The organism is Pseudomonas baetica (genome assembly GCF_002813455.1).
GTDB classification, from domain to species: Bacteria; Pseudomonadota; Gammaproteobacteria; order Pseudomonadales; family Pseudomonadaceae; genus Aquipseudomonas; species Aquipseudomonas baetica.
Map to the genome: position 1 here is coordinate 2,948,937 of NZ_PHHE01000001.1, position 23,270 is coordinate 2,972,206.

Sequence of the window (23,270 nt, forward strand, 5' to 3'; positions counted from 1 at the left end):
AATCTTATTAACCTTTAAGCTGAGCCAGGGCGCGGTAATCCGCTCCCAGCGTGGCCTGTAGAACCTCTTTCGGATAATCGTCGGTCACTACCGCTTCGCCCATCCGGCGCAGCAGCACCAGGCGCAGACGACCGTCGATCACTTTTTTATCAATAGCCATGTGTTCGAGAAAATCAGCTTCACTCATCTCTGCAGGCGGGATCACCGGCAAACCGGCGCGCTGAAACAGACGAATGCCGCGATCGCGCTCCTGCTCGCTGATCCAGCCCAGACGCGCGGACATTTCCAACGCCATCACGGTGCCAGCGGCGACCGCCTCTCCATGTAGCCAGACACCATAGCCCATGTGGGTCTCGATGGCGTGGCCGAAGGTGTGGCCGAGATTGAGCGTGGCGCGCACGCCGGCTTCCTTCTCATCGGCGCCGACCACCGCTGCCTTGGCTGCGCAGGAACGCTCGATGGCGTACGTCAGGGCTTTTTGATCCAGCGCACGCAGGGCGTCGACATTGTCTTCGAGCCAGGTCATGAACGGCTCGTCGCAGATCAGACCGTACTTGATGACTTCCGCCAGACCCGCCGACAGCTCGCGCTCAGGCAGGGTTTTCAGGGACGCGGTATCGATCAGCACCACGTTCGGCTGGTAGAACGCGCCAACCATGTTCTTGCCCAGCGGGTGGTTGATCCCGGTCTTGCCGCCCACCGACGAATCGACCTGGGACAGCAATGTGGTAGGAATCTGGATGAAATCGACGCCACGCTGATAGCAGGCAGCGGCGAAACCGGCCATGTCGCCGATCACACCGCCGCCCAAGGCGATCACGGTGGTGCGGCGGTCATGACGGGCGGTCAGCAGACCGTCGAAGATCAGTTGCAGGGTTTCCCAGTTCTTGAAGGCTTCGCCGTCCGGCAGCACCACCGAGATCACCGAGAACTGCGCAAGGCTGCGAGTCAGACGTTCGAGATAGAGTGGCGCAACGGTCTCGTTGGAGATGATTGCCACTTGCCGCCCATGGATATGCGGAGCCAGCAGCTCGGGCTGATCCAACAAACCTTCGCCAATATGAATCGGGTAGCTGCGCTCGCCTAGATCGACCTTGAGTGTCTGCATGTGTCCCCACAGTGAAGATGAAGCAGGCGTCCTGCCCTGAATTATTGGTTGTCTGCGGCCTGTAGCGGGTATGACGCCGCTCGCACGCCATCCGCCACAACCTCGACCGGCTGTGACAGGACGCCGAGGATAGCGCATTTCGGGCGATGCTTTAACGGGGTGGAAGCTGCGCCAGGCGGTCGAGAATGTCGAGCACCACCATACGTGGCGGCCGCTCGTCGGTTTCCACCACCAGATCGGCGATTTCCCGATAGAGCGGATCCCGGATGGCGAGCAGGTCGCGCAGGGTTTTCTCGGGATTGGCGGTGCGCAGCAGCGGCCGATTGCGATCGCGAGCCGTGCGGCCGACCTGCTGCTCGACGGAGGCGTGCAAATACACCACGCGCCCGCCCTCATGCAGGGCCTTGCGATTGGCCTCACGCATTACCGCACCACCGCCGGTCGCCAGCACCACGCCGTCGAACGTGCACAGCTCGGCGATCATCGCCTGCTCACGATCACGAAAGCCGGGCTCGCCTTCCTTGTCGAAGATCCACGGGATATTGGCGCCCGTGCGCAGTTCAATTTCCTTGTCGGAATCTTTGAACGGCAGGCGCAGCTCTTTGGCCAGTAATCGGCCGATGGTGCTTTTTCCAGCGCCCATCGGTCCTACAAGAATCAAATTTCGCACAGAATCAACGACTCACAGCAATCGCCTGGTTATTCATGATACGCGGAGTGAGAAATACCAGCAGCTCGGATTTTTTCTCCGAAACCACATCACGCCGGAAAAGGCGGCCAAGATACGGCACATCGCCAAGAAATGGCACCTTATCTACGACCTTGCTTTGAGTATTTGAGAAAACGCCCCCAATCACGATGGTTTCGCCGTCGTTAACCAGCACCTTGGCGTTGACCTCGTTCTTTTTGATCGGCGGTACATCCTGCACTTTGTTCAAGTAGTCGGGTTCGTCCTTGGTGACCTTGACCTCCATGATGATGCGGTTGTCGGGGGTGATCTGCGGCGTCACTTCCAGTGACAGCGACGCCTCCTTGAACGACACCGACGTGGCGCCACTGGAGCTGGCTTCCTGATAGGGAATCTCGGTGCCTTTGAGGATCTTCGCGGTTTCCTTGTCGGAGGTGACCACCTTCGGTTGCGAGACGATTTCGCCGTTGCCGGTCTTCTCCATGGCGGTCAGCTCAAGATCGAGCAAAACGTTATCGGTGATGAAGGCAATGCCGATCCCCGAGGTGTTATTGACGGTGCCCATATCGACGAACGGCGAGTTGGTGCTGGTGCTGCCCGGCGTGCCGATGGTGGTCGATGAGCCATTGCTGACCCCGGAAGTGTTCCAGTTACCCTTGTTCTGCACCGAACCGCCCCAGCGCACACCCAGACTCTTGTCGTAATCGACGTTGGCTTCAACGATCCGTGCCTCGATCATCACCTGACGCACTGGAATATCCAGTTGCGCCACGATCCGCCGCAGCTCGTCGAGACGATCCTGGGTCTGGTAGGCAATGATGTTGTTGGTCCGCTCATCGACGGTGATCGAACCGCGCTCGTCGATTTTTGCCTCGGCACTGGTCACCGACTGGAACAGCTTGGCGATGTCCGCTGCCTTGGCGTAATTCACTTGCAACAGTTCTCGGCGCAATGGCGCCAGCTCGGCGATCTGCTTTTGCGACTCCAGTTCCTGGCGCTCGCGGGCGGCGATTTCATCGGCCGGCGCCACCAGCAGCACATTGCCGATCTTGCGTTTATCCAGCCCTTTGGTTTTCAGCACCAGATCCAGCGCCTGATCCCACGGCACGTTTTGCAGACGCAAAGTGATGCCACCCTGCACCGTGTCGCTCGCCACCAGATTGAGATTGGTGAAGTCGGCGATCAGTTGCAGCACCGAGCGCACGTCGATGTCCTGAAAGTTCAGCGACAGCTTGTCGCCAACATAGGCCTGACGGTCGGCGTTGCGTTTTTGCAGGTCGTCCGCCGTGATCGGCCGGATGCTGACGGTCAGTTTGTTGTCGGTCTGGAAAGTCGAGTAATCGAACGTGCCGCTGGGCTCAACGGTGATGATCGCGCGGTCGCCAGTGGTGGCGGCGTTGACGAACTGCACCGGCGTGGCGAAATCCTTGACGTCGAGGCGTACGCGCAGCTTGTCGGGCAGTTGTGTGCGGGCGAAGCTGAGGATGATCTTGCCGTCATGCTCCTGAATGTCCGGGGCGATGGTCGGGTCGGACAGGTCGATGACCACGTTGCCCTCACCCGCCGTGCCGCGTTGAAAGTCTACGCCGCGAATGGCTTTGGTCTTTGGCACAAACGCCTTGGCGGGCGTCGCTGCCGTGGCCGCGCGAGGCGCCGTAACGGCAGCGGGGCGCGGCGCGGCGCGGCGGCTGGCGCACCCTGCCCCACCACCACGAACAGATTATTGCCTTCAACCCGCGTGTCATAAGGCGCCAACTGCGTGAGGCTGACGATCAGCCGCGTCCGGTCCTTGGCTTCAACAACGGTGGCCGTGCGCGCATTGCCGCTGCCCAGATCGTGATTCTTGTTGGCCAACTGGCTGGCCACACCGGGCAAATCCAGCGCGATCCGTGCCGGCGAATCGGTGGTGTAGCCCTTGGGCTGCGGCGGCGGGCCGTCGAACGACAGCTTCAGTTCGACGCGGTCACCCGGCAACGCCGCCACGCTCAGCGTTTTCAGGTTGGCCGCGAGTACCATCGGCGACAACAGCGCTATCCATAGCGAAAAACCGAGGGTGGAGAAAATCCTGTTCATTATTCGACTTCCACTATGAGTGCTCTTTCAAAGGAATGGTGCGCGGACGCTCCAGCCAGGCGCCATCGCCATCAGGCACGATTTCGACCACATCAACCTGGGTGGCGCTGATGGCAACAATGCGCCCGTCATTACGCCCCAGGTAATCGCCAACCTTCAGGCGATGCACTCCACCCGCTCCACGCAACAGCGCGAAAGAACCGGAGGTGTTGCCAATGGTGCCGACCATCTCGAACTGCTCGATGTTGAAACCCTCGAGGTATTGCTTGACCCGGTTGGGGTCGGGCTTGACGTTGCGCGAGCCCTGTTTCTGCCCGGCCAGATCAACGCGCACCTGGCGCGAGAACGGACTGCGCAGGTTGGCGGCGCTGTAAGTGAATGTCGGGTAAGACCGAAATGTCGGGGTTGGTTCAATTTTCCCTGCCGGACGCAGGCGCACTTCATTCATGTAGGCATCGAGGTCGCTGACGTCATCGCTGCCACCGCAACCGTTTAATGCCAGCAGCGCCAACGACAGGACGAAATAACGAATCGGGGTCATTTTTGCAGCCCCTTGTCGTTATAGCGGTAAGTCTTGGCGAGGATGCTCATTCGCAGTTTCGGCCCGCCCTCCTTACTGGCGGGGGCCAGTTCAAAGTCATGCAGGGTGACGATGCGCGGCAACCCGGCCACACCGCTGACGAAAGTGGCGAGGTCGTGATAGGCACCGGTGACGGTGATCTGGATCGGCAGTTCGATGTAGAACTGCTGAGCAACCTCCGGCAGCAGTTTGATCTCTTCGAACTCCAGACCACTGCCCAGACCGGTACGCGTGATGTCTTCCAGCAAGCCTGGCACTTCGGTGTCGCTGGGCAATTGCCGCAGCAAAACGCCGAACGTGTTCTCCATCTCCTTCATCTGCTGGGTGTACAGCTCCAGATTTGCCGACAGCCGCGCCTTGCTGGCGAACTGCTCCCTGAGTGTGGCCTCCTCCTCGCGTTTGGCGTCGAGCTGGTTTTCCATGTCGCTGATGAAAAAGTTGTAGCCAAGCGCCAACACCAACACCATCAACAACGCTCCGGCGATGGTTTTCACGGCCGCCGGCCAGGAACCGATGTTGCTGGTGTCCAGGTCGTTGAAGTCGATGTTGCGCAGACTATCCAGCCATTCGGACGGCTTCATGGCTCGTCCTCCAGGGCCTTGGGCTGGGTCTGACGAACGGTCAGTTGAAATACGTTGGCTTGCTCCAGTTGATCGGCCGAGGTCGCTTTTACTTCGTTCAGGCTCGGCGCATCGAACCAGTCGGACGCGTCCAGATTGCGCATCAACTCGGAGACACGATTGTTCGATTCCGCCGCCCCGCTGATCGACAGGGTTTTGCCGGTCATTTTCACGTCAGTGAAATACACGCCACCGGGCAACGTACGCGCCAGTTGATCGAAGATCCGCCCGCTGACCTGCCGGTTACCCTGCAAGTCCTGGATGATGCGCATGCGTTCGACCAGTTGCTGACGGTGGGCCTTGAGCTCGCTGATCTGCTTGATCCGCTCGTCGACCACGGCGATCTGCTTGCTGATGTAATCGTTGCGCGCCACTTGCCGGGCGATGGCGTTGCTGATGATCTGATCGGCAATGAATACGGCGCCGACCGACCCGACCACCACCCCGATCAAGGTCAGCAGGAAGCGTTTGCGCCGCTCTTCGCGGCGCTCCTCACGCCAGGGTAAAAGGTTGATCCGCGCCATCAGTCGAAACTCCTGAGCGCGAGCCCGCAAGCAATCATCAGGGCCGGCGCGTCACTGGCCAGAGCCCCGGCGTTGACCTTGCTGCTCAAGGCCATGTCGGAAAACGGATTGGCCACTTGGGTCGGGGTATTCAGGCGTTGCTCGATCAGCCGGTCCAGCCCCGGCACCGACGCCGTGCCGCCGGCCAGCAGAATGTGATCCACCGCGTTGTACTGCCCGGAGGCGAAGAAGAACTGCAACGAACGCGAGACCTGCTGTACCAGCGCCTCGCGAAATGGCTGCAGCACCTCACTGACGTAGTCGTCGGGCAGGCCGCCCTGCTTTTTCGCCAGCCCCGCCTGCTCGATGGTCAAGCCGTAGCGGCGCTGGATTTCCTCGGTGAGTTGCCGGCCGCCAAAGAGTTGCTCGCGGGTGTAGATGATCTTGCCGTTGTGCAGGACGCTGAGGGTGGTCATGGTCGCGCCGATGTCGACCACCGCTACGGTCAGACGCTCTTGGGAAGCGGCCAACTGCATCGCGAGCAAACCGAACGAGCGCTCCAGCGCATACGCCTCGACGTCGACCACGCGAGCGGTGAGCCCGGCCAGTGCGAGCGCGGCTTCGCGGACTTCGACGTTTTCCTTGCGGCAGGCGGCGAGCAGAACATTGACCCGCTCGGGGTTGCGCGGTGAGACGCCCTGGACTTCGAAGTCGATGGCGACCTCGTCCAGCGGATAGGGAATGTATTGGTCGGCTTCAATCTTGAGCTGGTTTTCCAGCTCGTCGTCGGTCAGGCCCGCATCCATTTCGATGAACTTGGTGATAACCGCCGAACCGGCCACCGCCACCGCCACGTTCTTGTTGCCGGTGCGCGCCTTGACCAGCAGCCGGCTGAGGGCCTGACCCACCCCTTCAAGCTCGGCGATATTTTTTTCGACCACGGCGTTCGCTGGCAACGGCTCCACCGCGTATGCCTCAACCCGGTAGCGGTCGCCTTGACGGCTCAATTCCAGCAGCTTCACCGACGTGGAGCTGATGTCGATTCCCAGTAACGTATTGGCTTTTTTGTTGAAGAGTCCTAGCACTACCAATTCCCTATGACTTTCCGTGAGTTACGGACTCTGTAATACGCATTGCGTTCCTTCACCCCGTCTTGACAGAAGCGCCAATGACGCCTCCAGCAGAAAAGTGCTTATAATGCCCAGCGTTTTTTTCCGCTTTTTACTGCCAGCGCGGGCCGTTCTGTGTGTAGCCGCAACCCCGTCGCCAAATTCATTCTTGCCCTGGATGTCCAAACGCCTTGATTCGTTTGCTGAAATTTTTCGGTTGGTCCATCGTCGCCGTTTTCTGCGGACTGCTTTTAGGTCTCAGCGGCGCGTATCTTTACCTTAGTCCGGGTTTGCCATCCGTGGAGGCGCTGAGAAGCATTCAGTTGCAGATTCCACTCCGGGTCTACAGCAGCGATAACAAATTGATCGCAGAGTTTGGCGAAATGCGCCGGACTCCGATCCGTTTCGCCGACATTCCCCCCAATTTCATTAATGCGTTACTAAGTGCTGAAGACGACAACTTCGCCAATCACTATGGCGTCGATCCGAGCAGCCTGATGCGCGCCGCGACCCAACTGGTCAAGAGCGGGCACATTCAATCCGGCGGCAGCACCATCACCATGCAGGTGGCGAAGAACTTCTTCCTGACCAGCGAACGCAGCTTCTCGCGCAAAACCACCGAAATTCTTCTGGCCCTGCAGATCGAGCGACAGCTGACCAAGGACGAGATCCTTGAGCTGTACGTCAACAAGATCTATCTGGGCAACCGCGCCTATGGCATCGAGGCGGCGGCGCAGGTGTATTACGGCAAGTCGATCCGTGACGTCAGCCTGGCGCAGATGGCGATGATCGCCGGCCTGCCGAAAGCGCCGTCGCGCTTCAACCCGCTGGCCAACCCGGCGCGCAGCAAAGAACGTCGCGACTGGATCCTTGGACGCATGTACAAACTCGGCAAGATCAGCGAGGCGGACTACACCGCCGCGATCAACGAGCCGCTGAACGCCAGCTATCACGTGCCGACCCCGGAAGTGAACGCGCCGTACATCGCCGAAATGGCCCGTGCCGAAATGGTTGGTCGCTATGGCAGCGACGCCTACACCGAAGGTTTCCGCGTCACCACCACGGTGCCGAGCAACCTGCAGGAAATGGCCAACACCGCGCTGCATGAAGGCTTGATGACCTACGACCAGCGTCACGGCTACCGTGGCCCAGAGTCACGCCTGCCAGGCAAGACCCGCGAGGCGTGGGCAACCGAACTGACCAAACAGCGCACCATCAGCAGCCTGGAACCGGCGATCGTCACGCAAGTCGACAAGAACGGCCTGCAAGTGCTGACCCGTACCGGTGAAGAACATGTGGCCTGGGATACCATGAAATGGGCGCGGCCGTTCCTCAATACCAACAGCATGGGTGCCAACCCGCGCCAGCCGTCGGATGTGGCACAGGTCGGTGATCTGGTTCGCGTGCAGCGCCAGAAAGACAACTCGCTGAAGTTCAGCCAGATTCCGCAGGCGCAAGGTGCACTGGTATCGCTGGATCCGCAGAACGGCGCGATTCGCTCGCTGGTCGGTGGTTTCGCTTTCGAGCAGAGCAACTACAACCGCGCCATGCAGGCCAAGCGCCAGCCGGGTTCGAGCTTCAAGCCGTTCGTCTATAGCGCCGCGCTGGATAGTGGCTATACCGCCGCCACGCTGGTCAACGACGCACCGATCGTGTTCGTCGACGAGTACCTGGACAAGGTCTGGCGTCCGAAGAACGACACCAACACCTTCCTCGGCCCGATCCGTATGCGAGAGGCGCTGTACAAGTCGCGCAACCTGGTGTCGATCCGCTTGCTGCAGGCGATGGGTGTGGGCAAGACCATCGACTACATCACCCGCTTCGGCTTCAACAAGCAGGACCTGCCGCCGAACCTGTCGCTGGCACTGGGCACCGCGACCCTGACGCCGATGGAGATCGCTACCGGTTGGAGCACGTTCGCCAACGGCGGCTACAAGATCACCCCGCACATCATCGACAAGATCGAAAGCCGTAACGGCGACTCGCTGTTCGTCGCCAACCCGCCGACCGTACCGCAGGGTGGCTCGGCCACCGACGGTATCGCCGCGCCGGCCGAGCAGTCGTTCACCGTCAACGCCGCACCGGTTCCGGGTGAAGCCCCAGGCGCTGCAGCGACGCCACAAGCGCCGGCCGTGGCCGAGCGGATCGTCGATGGGCGCACTACGTACATTCTCAACAGTATGTTGCAGGACGTGATCAAGCTCGGCACCGGCCGCCGCGCGCTGGCTCTTGGCCGTAGTGACATCGCCGGTAAAACCGGTACTACCAACGAATCGAAAGATGCCTGGTTCTCCGGTTACAACGCCGATTACGTGACCACGGTGTGGACTGGCTTCGACCAGCCGGAAAGCCTCGGCCGCCGCGAGTTCGGCGGTACAGTCGCGCTGCCGATCTGGATCAACTACATGGGCGCTGCGCTGAAGGACAAGCCGCCTCACGTCCAGCCTGAGCCGGAAGGGTTGCTGAGCCTGCGCGTGGATCCGGTCAGCGGCCGCGCGGCGACGCCGAGCACGCCTGGGGCGTATTTCGAGCTGTTCAAGGCTGAAGACACGCCGCCTTCGGTGAATGAGCTGGGTAATGGCTCGGCACCGGGCAGCCCGTTGCCGGCGGATGAGCAGGCGCCGATCGATCTGTTTTGATTCTGAAGCAGCAAAAAAGCCCCGCCTTCGTGAGAAGTGCGGGGCTTTTTATTGGTTCTTCACGGATTACCGGGAAAGACGCTCTTGATTTTCATGAAAAAGAATTCGCTATCCCGGTAACCGTACGCCATCCGTTTGATAACCTTTATTCGATTGTTTATGCCTTCCAACTGCCCCGTGTGCATCGGCCAGCGAACCCGGCTGACGATTCCCCGCCAATAACCCTTTAGCCGTTTGGCGAACAGGATCAGAGCCGGTATCGCGCTTTCATCAGCGTGGCGCAGCCATTGCTTCCAGGCTGATCTCCAGCCCCAGGCGGTACTTGGCGTCCAGAGCGTTTTGAGTTCAGCTTTCATCAAGTAGACCGTCATCAACGCTTGGTTGGCCGCCAGCAAATCCTCCAAGCGGACCTGTTGCTCCGGTGTTTTCAGGTTCTGCGGGTTGCGCAGGAGCAGCCAACGCGCTTGCTTGATGATCTTTCGGGCCGGCTTGTCGTGACGCAGTCGATTGGCTTCGTCGACGCGAACCCGATCAATCACCTCTCGGCCATATTTGGCCACCACATGGAAAAGATCGTAGACCACTCGCGCTTTTGGGCAGTGCTGACGAACCTCCAGATCAAAAGCGGTGTTCATGTCCATTGCCACCGCTTCGATTCGGGCGCACCCCTCTGGCCCCAGCTCTTCGAAAAATGGCCTGACCGCCGCCCGGCTGCGGCCTTCGCCGATCCACAGCACCCGTCGCGTATCCGCATCCAGAACAACGCTGGCATAACGATGACCTTTGAACAATGCGAACTCGTCCATCACCAAACGTCGCGGTTGCGCCTTTGGCAAAACGCTCAATGCTGCTTGCAAGGCTCGACGCTCCAGCACCCGAACGGTCTCCCAATGCAGCCCAAACATCTGCGCTACGTGCAACGTGGGAAGGCGTTCACAGGCTTGAATGACCGCCTCTGCCAGACGCCGTGTCATACGGGCATAGCGATCCAGCCAACTGACGGCCTCCATGCGTTTGCCACAGTCGCGGCAACCAACGCGTCGGAGCAAAACGCTCAGGCGTACTGCGCGACCGAGAATGGGTAAATCACGAATGACTCGCTGGCAATACTCATGCGTGGTTGAACAGGGTTTTTGGCACCCACCACAGGAAGGGAATCGGGTGGCGTGGGGTGTAAGATCGATCTGGAGGGCATCACCATCAGGCTTGATCGTGACGACAGAAAAGCCCTCCCAAAAAGGAAGGAAAGTATTAATATCGCGCATAAGAACGCCGGTTTGTTAGATGTGTTTGCTCGCACGAACATCATCAAGCAAATCGGCGTTCTTGTTTCTGTGTTTCCCGGGATTCCGTGAAGAACCTTTTTATTGCCTGCCATCTGAGATATTGGCTGTGCTGACGCCTTCGCGAGCAGGCTCGCTCCCACAGGGGAATGCATTTCAAGGTGGGAGCGAGCCTGCTCGCGAAGAGGCAGTGAGCCACATCACAAAACCGCCAGACATAAAAAAGCCCCGACTCTCACGAGCCGGGGCTTCGGTTGAAGCGCTACAACGACTTAGCCGTTGAACACGTCATCCACGCTTTTCAGCGGGTAGTTCTTCGGATACGGCAGGGTGGCCACGCCGGTCTCGATGGCGGCCTTGGCCACAGCGTCGGAGATCAGGGTGATCAGGCGCTTGTCCATTGGCTTCGGAATGATGTACTCACGACCGAATTCCAGTGGGGCACCGCCGTAGGCGTCGCACACATCCTGTGGTACCGGCAGCTTGGCCAGTTCACGCAGGGCGTTGGCGGCTGCCACTTTCATTTCTTCGTTGATGCGCTTGGCGCGAACGTCCAGGGCACCACGGAAGATGAACGGGAAGCCCAGTACGTTGTTGACCTGGTTCGGGTAGTCCGAACGGCCAGTGGCCATGATCACGTCGTTACGGGTGGCGTGCGCCAGTTCCGGGGAGATTTCCGGGTCCGGGTTCGAGCAGGCGAACACGATCGGGTTGGCAGCCATCGACAGCAGGCCTTCAGCGCTCAGCAGGTTCGGGCCGGACAGACCAACGAACACGTCAGCGCCTTTCAGAGCGTCAGCCAGGCTGCGCTTGTCGGTGGCGTGAGCGAACACGGCTTTGTACTGGTTCAGGTCGTCACGGCCGGAGTGGATCACACCGGTACGGTCAACCATGAAGATGTTTTCAATGCGTGCGCCCATGCTCACCAGCAGTTTCATGCAGGAGATGGCGGCAGCGCCAGCGCCCAGGCAGACGATCTTCGCTTCCGGCAGGGTTTTGCCAGCGATTTCCAGGGCGTTGATCATGCCGGCAGCGGTCACGATAGCGGTGCCGTGCTGGTCATCGTGGAATACCGGAATGTCGCACTGCTCGATCAGAGCGCGTTCGATCTCAAAGCACTCAGGTGCCTTGATGTCTTCCAGGTTGATGCCACCGAAGGTGATAGAGATGCGTTTTACGGTGTCGATGAAGGCTTGCGGGCTTTCGGAGTCGACTTCGATGTCGAAAACATCGATGCCGGCGAAGCGCTTGAACAGCACGCCTTTACCTTCCATGACCGGCTTGGAAGCCAGTGGGCCGAGGTTACCCAGCCCCAGAATCGCGGTGCCATCGGAAATGACTGCAACCAGGTTGCCCTTGCCGGTGTATTTGTAGGCCAGTTCAGGATCGCGAGCGATCTCACGCACTGGTTCAGCTACGCCGGGGCTGTAGGCCAGCGACAGGTCGCGGGCGGTAGCAGTGGCCTTGGTGAGCTCGACACTCAGCTTCCCTGGACGAGGATTGGCATGATATTCGAGAGCGGCAGTTTTCAGATCAGACATTTTGGCATTCCGCTTTTTACTGTTGGACAGACTGGTCAGCGAGGATACGCGCCTCGCAAAGTCCCCACAAGACTGAGCGGTCACCGCTGTCAAGCGCCCTGCCCTACGACTTTGGGCCAAGAGCCACGGCGCACAAGGGCTTGACTGTTCACAATCGATATAAAAAATGTCTACAATTTTTCTTCAGCGCACGGTCTGCAGCATCGAAGGATCGGTCAGTGGCAGTAACCAACGTGACTGACCTGATTGCAAACCGCCGCGCCGCGACCGATCGACCACCCAGCCGCGGGCCTCGATCTGCTTGCCCTTCAGCGCTTGCAAGCGGGCATTGTCGAATTGTCCGACCAGATTGGGAGCAACGCGCAATACAAGCGAGTCCTGCAATTCGATCCAGATTCCGCCACGATTGCGTTGCACCTTGCTCACACGACCACTGACCACAGCAAAACCCGAGCGCTGGATCTGCTCCGCTTTCAGTACAGGTGATTGCCGCCAGAGGCCTCGTCCGGCCTGTCGCGCGCTACGCTCGGCAGCTTGCTGACAGGTAACCAGATCGACATTCGGTGCCACGGCGACCTGAAAACCGAGGCCGTCGGCGAGCATCTGCGCTTCGAGATTGGCGCCGCTGACGCTGTAGAGGTGGGCAAGCGTACGTCCGTAATGGTCTTTCGCTTGCTTGCCGGGGAGCACACCGACGCGTCCGCCGCTGTCAGCCACCAAGGCTTCCAGGCGTTTGCGTGCCATCAGGGCGAACGGCTCGTCGCTGCGGCCCTGCTTGCCGAGTTCAGGCGTATTGAGGCCGATCATGCGCACGCTGCGACCGTCGCTCAGGCGCACAGTGTCGCCATCGACCACGCGCTGTACGGCGACGATTGCAAGCCCCGAAGGCGCCGGGCAGAAAGCTTGAGCGGCTGACAGCCAAATCGCGGACACAAAAAAGGCGCCCGCGAGGGACGCCTTTTTCAGCAGTGAGGAAAAGCCCACCGGGCCTTTCAACCTTACTCTGCAGCAGCAGGTTTCTTGCCGAAAGCACCGAAACGGTCTGCGAAGCGCTGAACGCGGCCGCCAGTGTCCAGAGTCTTTTGCTTACCGGTGTAGAACGGGTGGCATTCGTTGCACACGTCGATTGGCAGAGCTTTGCCGAAAGTCGAACGGGTTTCAAACTTGTTGCCACAGCTGCAGGTAACAGCGATGACTGGGTAATTCGGGTGGATATCAGCTTTCATGGTGTCTTCCTCAGCTAGCGTGCCGCCACCCAACACTATTGTTGAATACCGCACGTAATTAGGCCGCGGATTCTACCAGACAATGTCAATCGCGCAAGCTGTCCCTTAGACCGACCGTCTGCTAGGCTCCCGCCCCTGAACAAACTCCCCTGTGGGAGCGGGCTTACTCGCGAAGAGGGAGTGTCAGTCACCATTTATGTCGTCTGATACACCGCTTTCGCGAGCAAGCCCGCTCCCCCAGGTCGTGCATGACCTTTCTTTCCAGTGTATCGAGACCCCCGCGTGCCCGACGCCATTTTGCGCCTCGCCCTGCCTTCGCCCTTGCGCCGCCTGTTCGACTATCGAGCCCCGGCCGGTGTGCTGCGCGCCCAGCTGCAGCCGGGCATGCGCCTGCGGGTGCCGTTCGGTCGGCGGGAGATGATCGGGATTCTGGTCGAAGTGACCGATACCAGCGAAGTACCGGTGGAAAAACTCAAACCGGCGCTGGCCTTGCTCGATGCCACGCCGCCGCTGCCCCCGGCGCTGTTCAAACTGTGCCTGTGGACGTCGCAGTATTACCAGCACAGCCTCGGCGACACCTTGAGTTGGGCGCTGCCGGTGTTGTTGCGTCAGGGCGAACTGGCCGAGGCCCGCCAGGAACGCTTTTGGTCCGCCGCTCCCGGCGCCAGCCTGGATGATCCGCGCATCGCACGCGCACCACGGCAACGTGAGGCATTGGCGACGCTCGCCCAACACCCGCACGGCGTCGCCCATCAGTTGCTGAGCAAACTGATGTTAAGCAAGGACAGCCTCGACCTGTTGCTGGCGAAGAATCTGGTCCAGGTTGAAATCCGTCGCCACGCACCCGGCGCGCGCCATGAACACTGGCTCGCACAGCCGGAACTGCCGCTTAACGACGAACAGCGCGCCGCGTATGAAGCGATTCGCGCCGGCTTCGACAGTTATCACGCGTTCCTGCTGGCTGGCGTTACCGGCAGCGGCAAGACTGAAGTCTATTTACAGCTGATCCGCGAAACCCTCGAGGCCGGCAAGCAGGCGCTGGTGTTGATTCCGGAGATCAACCTCGGCCCGCAAACCCTGGCGCGGTTCGAGCAGCGCTTCAATGCACGCATCGCCCTGATCCACTCGGCAGTCAACGATCGCGAGCGTCTCGAAGCCTGGCTCGCCGCCCGCGATGGCGAAGCCGACATTATTATCGGCACCCGCTCGGCGCTGTTCACCCCGATGAAAAACCCCGGGCTGATCATCATCGACGAAGAGCACGACGGTTCTTATAAACAGCAGGAAGGTTTGCGTTACCACGCCCGCGATCTGGCCTTGGTGCGCGCGCGGCAGGAAAACATCCCGATCGTCCTCGGCTCCGCCACGCCTTCGCTGGAAAGCCTGCACAACGCTTACACCGGCCGTTATGGCCTGCTGCGCCTCAACGAGCGGGCCGGTGGCGCCAAACAACCACGTTTCCTGCGCCTGGACGTGAAAAGCCGTCCACTGGACAGCGGCATCTCCGGGCCTATGCAGCAAGCGATCGGCCAGACGCTGGCGAACGGCCAACAGGTGTTGGTGTTCCTCAACCGTCGCGGCTTTGCCCCGACGCTGCTGTGTCACGATTGCGGCTGGATGTCCGAGTGCTCGCGTTGCGATGCGCGGATGACCGTACACCAGCGCTACGGCGAGTTGCGCTGCCACCACTGCGGCTACGTCGAACGTACACCGCGCCAGTGTCCGAAGTGCAACAAGGTCGACTTGCGGCCCGTCGGCGCCGGCACAGAGCGTGCTGAAGAACGGCTGGCGATTCTGTTTCCGGACTATCCGGTGCTACGCGTCGACCGAGACAGCACTTCGCGCAAGGACGCAATGAATCAGTTGTTCGCAACGATTCAGAAGGGCCAGCCGTGCATTCTGGTCGGCACGCAGATGTTGGCCAAAGGGCACCACTTTCCACGCGTGACGCTGGTGTCGATACTCGATGCCGACGGCGGACTGTTCTCCGGCGATTTCCGCGCCAGCGAGCGCATGGCGCAGTTGATCGTGCAAGTCGCCGGTCGCGCCGGGCGGGCCGAGGAGCCGGGCAAGGTGATCATCCAGACCCACCTCGCCGACCACCCTTTATTGGTGCAACTGACCGAACAAGGTTACTTCGCCTTTGCCGAGCAGGCCTTGAGCGAGCGCCGCGCTGCCGGGCTGCCGCCGTTCGCACATCTGGCGCTGCTGCGGGCCGAAGCGCACAAGCCGGGGCAGGCCGAAGGCTTTCTCGATGAGGCGTGCAGCGAGGCTGAGCGCTTGCTGACCGAGCAGAGTCTGAGCGGAATCGAATTGCTCGGCCCGGTGCCGGCGCCGATGGAGCGTCGTGCCGGGCGTTATCGCGCGCAGCTTTTGCTTCAGGCGACGGCGCGGGCGCCGTTGCATCGGCTGCTGGCCAGTTGGTTGCTGGTGCTGGAGCAGATGCCGAGTGGGCGGGCGGTGCGCTGGTCTTTAGATGTCGATCCGGTCGATTTGTATTGATCTGAAGATCGCCTTCGCGAGCAGGCTCGCTCCTGCAAGGGATTGATGCCAGACACATAATGTATAAACGCCGCAGATCCAATGTGGGAGCGAGCCTGCTCGCGAAAGCGGTCTATTTGTCACCACATATCCATAAGCTGCCTGCTAAGGTTGGCAAGCCCGTCTTCGCAACGGATAATGCCCAGTTTTTCCACCCGCGCATCGATGCGCCGCCGCGCTTGCGGTCGAAAGAGAAGACCATGAAAGACACCATTCGCCAGCTGATCCAACAAGCCCTCACCCAACTCGTCAACGAAGGTGTGTTGCCTGAAGGCCTGTCGCCGGCGATTCAGGTGGAGAACGCCCGTGACAAGACTCACGGCGACTTCGCCAGCAACATCGCGATGATGCTGGCCAAGCCTGCGGGCATGAAGCCACGCGATCTGGCGGAAAAAATCATCGCCGCGCTGCCGGCCGACGAGAACGTCACCAAGGCCGAAATCGCCGGCCCGGGCTTCATCAACTTTTTCCAGAATACCCAGGCCCTGGCCAACCGCCTCGACGCCTCGCTGGCTGACGCTCACGTTGGCGTGCGCAAGGCCGGCCCGGCGCAGCGCACCGTGGTTGACCTGTCCGCACCCAACCTGGCCAAAGAGATGCACGTCGGCCACTTGCGTTCGACCATCATTGGCGACGGCGTGGCGCGCGTTCTCGAATTCCTTGGCGACGAAGTGATCCGCCAGAACCACGTGGGCGACTGGGGCACGCAGTTCGGCATGCTGATGGCGTATCTGCAAGAAAACCCGATCACCAGCGACGAGCTGTCCGATCTGGAAAACTTTTACCGCGCCGCCAAGCAGCGTTTCGACGAATCCGCGGAGTTCGCCGACCGCGCCCGTGGCCTGGTGGTCAAGTTGCAGGCCGGCGATGCCGAGTGCCTGGCACTGTGGACCAAGTTCAAGGACATCTCGCTGTCGCACTGCCAGAAGATCTACGAACTGCTCAACGTCAAACTGACCATGGCCGACGTGATGGGCGAAAGTGCCTACAACGACGACCTGATCAACGTGGTCAACGACCTCAAGGCTGCAGGCATGCTGGTCGAGAGCAACGGCGCCCAGTGCGTGTTCCTCGACGAGTTCAAGAACGCCGACGGCGATCCGCTGCCGGTGATCATCGTCAAGGCTGACGGCGGTTACCTGTACGCCACCACTGACCTGGCGGCCGTGCGCTACCGCAGCGGCAAACTGAAAGCCGATCGCGCGCTGTACTTCGTCGACCAGCGTCAGGCCCTGCACTTCCAGCAAGTGTTCGCGGTGGCGCGCAAGGCCGGTTTCGTGACCCATCCGATGGAGATGGAACACATGGGCTTCGGCACCATGAACGGTGCCGACGGCCGTCCGTTCAAGACCCGTGATGGCGGCACCGTGAAGCTGATCGACCTGCTGACCGAAGCGCAGGAACGCGCCTACAACCTGGTCAAAGAAAAGAACCCGACACTGGCCGAAGACGAGTTGCGCAACATCGCCAAGGTCGTCGGCATCGGTGCAGTGAAATACGCCGACCTGTCCAAGCACCGCACCAGCGACTACAGCTTCAACTTCGACCTGATGCTGAATTTCGAAGGCAACACCGCACCGTATCTGCTGTATGCCTACACCCGCGTGGCCGGCGTGTTCCGCAAACTGGGCAAGGATTTCAGCGAAGTCGACGGCCCGATCGTCCTCGAAGCGGCGCATGAACAAGAGCTGGCAGCAAAGCTGGCACAGTTCGGCGAAGTGCTGAACAACGTGTCCGACAAAGGCACCCCGCACATCCTCTGCACTTACCTGTACGACGTTGCGGGCCTGTTCTCCAGCTTCTACGAGAACTGCCCGATCCTCGCTGCCGAAACGCCGGCACAGATGCAGAGCCGTCTGCGTCTGGCCGCACTGACCGGTCGCACCCTCAAGCAAGGCCTGGAGCTGTTGGGTCTGGAAACTCTGGAGCGTATGTAAGTTGGCCGCCAAGAAAAAACCTGCACCCAAGCGTGGCGCCAGCCGTTACCAAGCTCCTGCGAAGCAACCGATCCCGGGTTGGCTGTGGATGGCCATCGGCCTGACGGTCGGTGCGTTCATCGTGTTCCTGATGAAGCTGGAACCGGGCAAGGGCAGTGACACGGTCAAGCGTGAGAAGGTCGAACAACAGCAGAAAGCGTCGAAGATCGCCGAGGCCAACAAGACCCCGCCGAGCCCGACGCAGCCGGTGAAGCCGAAGTACGACTTCTACACCCTGCTGCCGGAATCGGAAGTGATCGTGCCGCCGGATGCCGTGCCGGAGAAAACCCTGCCGACGCCGCAAGTGCCGACAACTCCGGTCACTCCGGCGGAAGCAGCAAAAATCGATACCGCGCGGGCCCAGGCGGCACTGGCAGGCATCACGCCGCCGCCAGCGCCACCGGTAGCCAAAGCGGCGCCAGTAACCAAGTTCTTCCTCCAGGCCGGTTCGTTCCGCAAAGAGGCGGATGCGGACAAGGTGCGTGCGCAGATCATTCTGCTTGGCCAGGCGGTTTCGGTTGAGTCGGGCACAGTGAAGGACGAAACCTGGTACCGCGTACTGGTCGGCCCGTTCAGCAACCGCGAACAACTGACCACGGCGCAGAAACAACTGGCGGGCAGCGGTTTTAGCAATCTGTTGTTACAACAACGCCAAAGCCGCTGATTTAGTCAGAACCACCGCGTCATCGTTTTTTCGCGAGCAAGCCCGCTCCCACAGGATATACGCTGCCCCTGTGGGAGCGGGCTTGCTCGCGAAGGCGTCGTGCCTCACGCCGGCGCCCTCTGATCAATCGCCCGCCGTTCGTCCCTCTGCGCCGCCCCCGGTTGAAATCCTCTCCACCACCCCCATATGAATGGGCATAAGGCATTTTCGCCCTGCAGTGTGGAGACTCTTCCCTTGACCACCATCGTTTCAGTCCGCCGCCACGGCAAAGTCGTCATGGGCGGCGACGGCCAGGTTTCTCTCGGCAACACCGTGATGAAAGGCAACGCGAAGAAAGTTCGTCGCCTGTACCACGGTCAGGTCATTGCCGGTTTCGCCGGTGCCACCGCCGACGCCTTTACCCTGTTCGAACGTTTCGAAGGCCAGCTTGAGAAACACCAGGGCCACCTGATCCGCGCCGCTGTCGAACTCGCCAAAGAATGGCGCACCGACCGCTCCCTCAGCCGCCTCGAAGCCATGCTCGCGGTCGCCAACAAGGACGCATCCTTGATCATCACCGGCAACGGTGACGTGGTCGAACCTGAAAATGGCCTGATCGCCATGGGCTCCGGTGGCGGTTACGCCCAGTCTGCGGCCAGCGCACTGCTGAAAAAGACCGACCTGTCGGCCCGTGAAATCGTCGAAACCGCCCTCGGTATCGCCGCTGACATCTGTGTATTCACCAACCACACCCAGACCATTGAGGAGCAGGATCTCGCTGAAGAAGCCTGATAAGGCCCTGTGCCACGGCTTGTTTCTGCTTGAGGACCGCCAACTACTATGTCCATGACTCCCCGCGAAATCGTCCACGAACTCAACCGCCATATCATCGGCCAGGACGATGCCAAGCGCGCCGTCGCGATTGCCCTGCGCAACCGCTGGCGCCGGATGCAGCTGCCTGAAGAGCTGCGCGTTGAAGTGACCCCGAAGAACATTCTGATGATCGGCCCGACCGGTGTCGGTAAAACCGAGATCGCCCGTCGCCTGGCGAAACTGGCCAACGCGCCGTTCATCAAGGTCGAAGCGACCAAGTTCACCGAAGTAGGCTACGTCGGCCGTGACGTCGAGTCGATCATCCGTGATCTGGCCGACGCTGCGATCAAGATGCTGCGCGAGCAGGAGATGACCAAGGTTCGCCACCGCGCCGAAGACGCCGCCGAAGATCGCATCCTCGACGCACTGCTGCCGCCGGCCCGCATGGGCTTCAGCAATGAAGAAGCGCCAAGCTCGGATTCCAACACCCGTCAGCTGTTCCGCAAGCGCCTGCGTGAAGGTCAGCTGGATGATAAGGAAATCGAGATCGAAGTGGCCGAAGTGGCCGGCATCGAGATCGCCACGCCGCCGGGCATGGAAGAAATGACCAACCAGCTGCAGAGCCTGTTTGCCAACATGGGCAAGGGCAAGAAGAAGGCGCGCAAGCTCAAGGTCAAAGAAGCCCTGAAGATGGTGCGCGACGAAGAAGCCGGGCGCCTGGTCAACGAAGAAGAGTTGAAGGCCAAGGCGCTGGAAGCGGTCGAGCAGCACGGCATCGTGTTCATCGACGAAATCGACAAGGTCGCCAAGCGTGGCAACGTCGGCGGCGCTGACGTGTCCCGTGAAGGCGTACAGCGTGACCTGCTGCCGCTGATCGAAGGCTGCACCGTCAACACCAAACTGGGCATGGTCAAGACTGACCACATTCTGTTCATCGCTTCCGGTGCGTTCCACCTGAGCAAGCCGAGCGATCTGGTGCCGGAGCTGCAAGGCCGTCTGCCGATCCGCGTCGAACTCAAGGCCCTGAGCCCGGAAGACTTCGAACGCATCCTCAGCGAACCGCACGCCTCGCTCACCGAGCAGTACTGCGCGCTGCTGAAAACCGAAGGCCTGAACATCCAGTTCCAGCCTGAAGGCATCAAGCGTCTGGCGGAGATCGCCTGGCAGGTCAACGAGAAGACCGAGAACATCGGTGCCCGTCGTCTGCACACGCTGCTTGAGCGTCTGCTCGAAGAGGTGTCGTTCAGTGCCGGCGACCTGGCCAGCGCCCACGATGACAAGCCGATCCTGATCGACGCCGAATACGTCAACAGCCACCTCGGCGAATTGGCGCAGAACGAAGACCTGTCCCGTTATATCCTGTAAGCAACTCTTACAGATGTAATGGAACTGTGGGAGCGAGCCTGCTCGCGAAGACGGCAGTACATTCAACCCTTGTGTTGACTGAACCACCGCTTTCGCGAGCAGGCTCGCTCCCACAAGGTTCCGCACTAGACGGATACCTGATCATGATCCCCACCGACATCAAACTGCACAAAGCCTCGAAAACCCTGACGCTCACCTACGCGTCCGGCGAGGAGTTCACCCTGCCCGCAGAGTTTCTGCGCGTGCATTCCCCCTCCGCCGAGGTCCAGGGCCACGGCAAACCGATTCTGCAATTCGGCAAGCTCAATGTGGGCTTGAGCAAGCTGGAACCGGCCGGTCACTACGCACTGAAACTGACCTTCGATGACGGCCACGACAGCGGCCTGTTCACTTGGGACTATCTCTACGAACTCGGACGACGTCATGACGCACTCTGGGCCGATTATCTGGCTGAACTCAAAGCAGCTGGAAAAACCCGCGATCCGGATCAGTCGATTGTCAAGCTGATGTTCTAATCCGAGCGTCTTGCTCTTTAGAGGGCATTTTCTAAATTCATCTGTTTGAATGCTCCGCTGTATGGCCGAGGATCGGCCTGCTTGCGAAAAAAATTAAACTCGGGTAACCAATGGAGCTGGCAAGTTCCCTGCAGTGCTCTACGACTGTAAAGCAGCTATGCAGAATTAACGGTCACCCGAGCAGTAGTACCTGGCATTGGCTGTGGAACTGCACAGCGCAAAACCGGGTACTCGTCTCAAGACAATGGAGCGTCGTAGATGAGTAACAAGAATAACGATGACCTGAAGTACCAAGCCTCGGAAAACACCCTGGGGCTTAATCCCGTCGTTGGGCTACGCGGAAAGGATCTGCTGGCCTCTGCTCGTATGGTGCTGAAACAGGCCATCCAACAACCGATCCATAGCGTCAAGCACGTCACCCATTTCGGCCTCGAACTGAAGAACGTGCTGTTCGGCAAATCCGAACTGCAACCCGCCGGCGATGACCGTCGCTTCGCCGATCCGGCGTGGAGCCAGAACCCGCTCTACAAACGTTATCTGCAAACTTACCTGGCGTGGCGCAAGGAACTCCACGCCTGGATCGACGACAGCAGCCTGTCACCCAAGGACATTGCCCGCGGCCATTTCGTGATCAACCTGATGACCGAAGCCATGGCCCCGACCAACACGGCGGCCAACCCGGCGGCGGTCAAACGCTTCTTCGAGACCGGCGGCAAAAGCCTGCTCGATGGCCTCTCGCACCTGGCCAAGGATCTGGTACACAACGGTGGCATGCCGAGCCAGGTCAACATGGGTGCGTTCGAGGTTGGCAAGAGCCTGGGCGTGACCGAAGGCTCAGTGGTGTTTCGCAACGATGTGCTGGAGCTGATCCAGTACAAGCCCATCACCGAGCAAGTCCACGAACGGCCACTGCTGGTGGTGCCGCCACAGATCAACAAGTTCTACGTATTCGACCTGAGCCCGGACAAGAGTCTGGTGCGCTTCTGCCTGCGTAATAACGTGCAGACGTTCATCGTCAGCTGGCGCAACCCGACCAAGGCGCAGCGCGAGTGGGGCCTGTCGACTTACATCGATGCGCTGAAAGAAGCGGTCGATGTGGTCACCGCGATCACCGGCAGCAAAGACATCAACATGCTCGGCGCCTGCTCCGGCGGCATCACCTGCACCGCCCTGCTCGGCCACTACGCGGCGCTTGGCCAGAACAAGGTCAACGCCTTGACCCTGCTGGTCAGCGTGCTCGACACCACGCTGGACAGCGACGTCGCGCTATTCATCGATGAGCAGACCCTTGAGACCGCCAAGCGTCACTCCTATCAGGCCGGCGTGCTCGAAGGCAAAGACATGGCCAAGGTCTTCGCATGGATGCGCCCCAACGACCTGATCTGGAACTACTGGGTCAACAACTACCTGCTCGGCAACGAGCCGCCGGTGTTCGACATCCTGTTCTGGAACAACGACACCACGCGGTTGCCGGCCGCGTTCCACGGCGACCTGATCGAGATGTTCAAAAACAACCCGTTGATCCGCCCCAATGCACTGGAAGTGTGCGGCACGCCGATCGACCTGAAACAGGTGACGGCCGACATCTTCTCGCTGGCCGGCACCAACGACCACATCACGCCGTGGAAGTCCTGCTACAAGTCGGCCCAGTTGTTCGGCGGCAAGGTCGAATTCGTGCTGTCGAGCAGCGGTCATATCCAGAGCATTCTCAACCCGCCGGGCAACCCGAAGTCTCGATATATGACCGGTGAGGAAATGGCGGCCAATGCCGATGACTGGCAAGAGAATTCGACCAAGCACACCGATTCCTGGTGGCTGCACTGGCAGGCATGGCAGGCCGAGCGTTCGGGCAACCTGAAAAAGGCCCCGACCAAACTCGGCAACAAGGCGTATGCGCCAGGTGAAGCCTCGCCGGGCACTTACGTACACGAGCGATAACTGACACACCTCATTCCCCCTGTGGGAGCGGGCTTGCTCGCGAAAGCGGTTGATCAGCCAACATCAATGGCGACTGACACGACGCCTTCGCGAGCAAGCCCGCTCCCAC

The 23,270-nt window shown here is 60.3% G+C and carries 19 protein-coding genes and 1 pseudogene; 9 read left to right on the forward strand and 11 right to left on the reverse strand.

The genetic code is table 11. The annotated features are described in order from the left end of the window. Window positions 1–7 precede the first annotated feature (7 nt). The 7 genes and pseudogenes from aroB to ATI02_RS13350 all read right to left on the reverse strand — a co-directional run bounded on the left by aroB (window position 8) and on the right by ATI02_RS13350 (window position 6,657). Window positions 8–1,108 carry a 3-dehydroquinate synthase gene (gene aroB / locus ATI02_RS13320; protein ID WP_100846508.1) on the reverse strand — a complete coding sequence of 367 codons (1,101 nt, stop codon included), beginning with the start codon at window positions 1,106–1,108 and terminating at the stop codon, window positions 8–10. Between the two features lie 151 nt (window positions 1,109–1,259). Beyond that, window positions 1,260–1,778 (reverse strand): shikimate kinase AroK, encoded by a 519-nt coding sequence (gene aroK / locus ATI02_RS13325; protein WP_095187447.1) that lies wholly within the window; start codon window positions 1,776–1,778, stop codon window positions 1,260–1,262. Window positions 1,779–1,782: 4 nt separating this feature from the next. Continuing rightward, a pseudogene (locus ATI02_RS13330) lies at window positions 1,783–3,869 on the reverse strand (type IV pilus secretin PilQ). 13 nt (window positions 3,870–3,882) lie between these two features. Beyond that, window positions 3,883–4,410, reverse strand: coding sequence for a pilus assembly protein PilP (locus ATI02_RS13335; protein WP_095187449.1), 528 nt, complete (start codon window positions 4,408–4,410; stop codon window positions 3,883–3,885). Further along, window positions 4,407–5,030: a type 4a pilus biogenesis protein PilO gene (gene pilO / locus ATI02_RS13340; RefSeq protein ID WP_095187450.1), complete on the reverse strand. Its 624-nt coding sequence runs from the start codon at window positions 5,028–5,030 to the stop codon at window positions 4,407–4,409. The genes ATI02_RS13335 and pilO overlap by 4 nt, the downstream gene beginning before the upstream one ends. Further along, complete coding sequence (locus ATI02_RS13345) at window positions 5,027–5,593, reverse strand: PilN domain-containing protein (RefSeq protein WP_095187451.1); 567 nt, start codon at window positions 5,591–5,593, stop codon at window positions 5,027–5,029. Before ATI02_RS13345 ends, pilO begins: the two co-directional genes overlap by 4 nt. Then, on the reverse strand, window positions 5,593–6,657 hold the full coding sequence (locus tag ATI02_RS13350; protein WP_100846509.1) for a pilus assembly protein PilM: 1,065 nt from the start codon (window positions 6,655–6,657) through the stop codon (window positions 5,593–5,595). The genes ATI02_RS13345 and ATI02_RS13350 overlap by 1 nt, the downstream gene beginning before the upstream one ends. A gap of 218 nt (window positions 6,658–6,875) precedes the next feature. Here ATI02_RS13350 and ATI02_RS13355 point away from each other — a divergent pair, with 218 nt between their 5' ends. Next, window positions 6,876–9,320: a penicillin-binding protein 1A gene (locus tag ATI02_RS13355; protein ID WP_420875208.1), complete on the forward strand. Its 2,445-nt coding sequence runs from the start codon at window positions 6,876–6,878 to the stop codon at window positions 9,318–9,320. Between the two features lie 59 nt (window positions 9,321–9,379). Here ATI02_RS13355 and ATI02_RS13360 read toward each other — a convergent pair whose 3' ends face one another. Then, complete coding sequence (locus ATI02_RS13360; protein ID WP_244196560.1) at window positions 9,380–10,531, reverse strand: ISL3 family transposase; 1,152 nt, start codon at window positions 10,529–10,531, stop codon at window positions 9,380–9,382. Here ATI02_RS13360 and ATI02_RS32670 point away from each other — a divergent pair. After that, entirely contained in the window at window positions 10,454–10,675 is a 222-nt protein-coding gene (locus ATI02_RS32670; protein WP_238156161.1) for a hypothetical protein, read from the forward strand. The two genes, ATI02_RS13360 and ATI02_RS32670, sit on opposite strands and share 78 nt — an antisense overlap. Before the next feature lie 200 nt (window positions 10,676–10,875). On the opposite strand, the gene ATI02_RS13365 is transcribed toward ATI02_RS32670, so the two are convergent. The 3 genes from ATI02_RS13365 to rpmE form a co-directional block, all read right to left on the reverse strand. After that, on the reverse strand, window positions 10,876–12,144 hold the full coding sequence (locus tag ATI02_RS13365) for a malic enzyme-like NAD(P)-binding protein (RefSeq protein WP_095187454.1): 1,269 nt from the start codon (window positions 12,142–12,144) through the stop codon (window positions 10,876–10,878). A gap of 183 nt (window positions 12,145–12,327) precedes the next feature. Then, window positions 12,328–13,128, reverse strand: a complete 801-nt coding sequence (locus ATI02_RS13370) for a thermonuclease family protein (protein ID WP_095187482.1) — start codon at window positions 13,126–13,128, stop codon at window positions 12,328–12,330. 14 nt (window positions 13,129–13,142) lie between these two features. Then, window positions 13,143–13,370 carry a 50S ribosomal protein L31 gene (rpmE, locus tag ATI02_RS13375; protein WP_016984589.1) on the reverse strand — a complete coding sequence of 76 codons (228 nt, stop codon included), beginning with the start codon at window positions 13,368–13,370 and terminating at the stop codon, window positions 13,143–13,145. A 282-nt stretch (window positions 13,371–13,652) separates the two neighbouring features. On the opposite strand from rpmE, the gene ATI02_RS13385 reads away from it, so the two are divergent. The 7 genes from ATI02_RS13385 (at window position 13,653) to phaC (ending at window position 23,161) form a co-directional block, all read left to right on the forward strand. Continuing rightward, entirely contained in the window at window positions 13,653–15,872 is a 2,220-nt protein-coding gene (locus ATI02_RS13385; protein WP_100846512.1) for a primosomal protein N', read from the forward strand. A gap of 239 nt (window positions 15,873–16,111) precedes the next feature. Continuing rightward, a complete protein-coding gene (argS, locus tag ATI02_RS13390; RefSeq protein WP_100846513.1) occupies window positions 16,112–17,848 on the forward strand; it encodes an arginine--tRNA ligase in 1,737 nt (578 codons plus the stop codon). A gap of 1 nt (window position 17,849) precedes the next feature. After that, complete coding sequence (locus tag ATI02_RS13395) at window positions 17,850–18,551, forward strand: SPOR domain-containing protein (protein ID WP_095187458.1); 702 nt, start codon at window positions 17,850–17,852, stop codon at window positions 18,549–18,551. Between the two features lie 234 nt (window positions 18,552–18,785). Beyond that, on the forward strand, window positions 18,786–19,322 hold the full coding sequence (hslV, locus tag ATI02_RS13400; RefSeq protein ID WP_100846514.1) for an ATP-dependent protease subunit HslV: 537 nt from the start codon (window positions 18,786–18,788) through the stop codon (window positions 19,320–19,322). 48 nt (window positions 19,323–19,370) lie between these two features. Further along, entirely contained in the window at window positions 19,371–20,708 is a 1,338-nt protein-coding gene (gene hslU / locus ATI02_RS13405) for an ATP-dependent protease ATPase subunit HslU (protein ID WP_095187459.1), read from the forward strand. Window positions 20,709–20,848: 140 nt separating this feature from the next. Beyond that, a complete protein-coding gene (locus tag ATI02_RS13410; RefSeq protein ID WP_167394910.1) occupies window positions 20,849–21,223 on the forward strand; it encodes a gamma-butyrobetaine hydroxylase family protein in 375 nt (124 codons plus the stop codon). Between the two features lie 258 nt (window positions 21,224–21,481). Further along, a complete protein-coding gene (gene phaC, locus ATI02_RS13415; protein WP_095187460.1) occupies window positions 21,482–23,161 on the forward strand; it encodes a class II poly(R)-hydroxyalkanoic acid synthase in 1,680 nt (559 codons plus the stop codon). Window positions 23,162–23,270 lie beyond the last annotated feature (109 nt).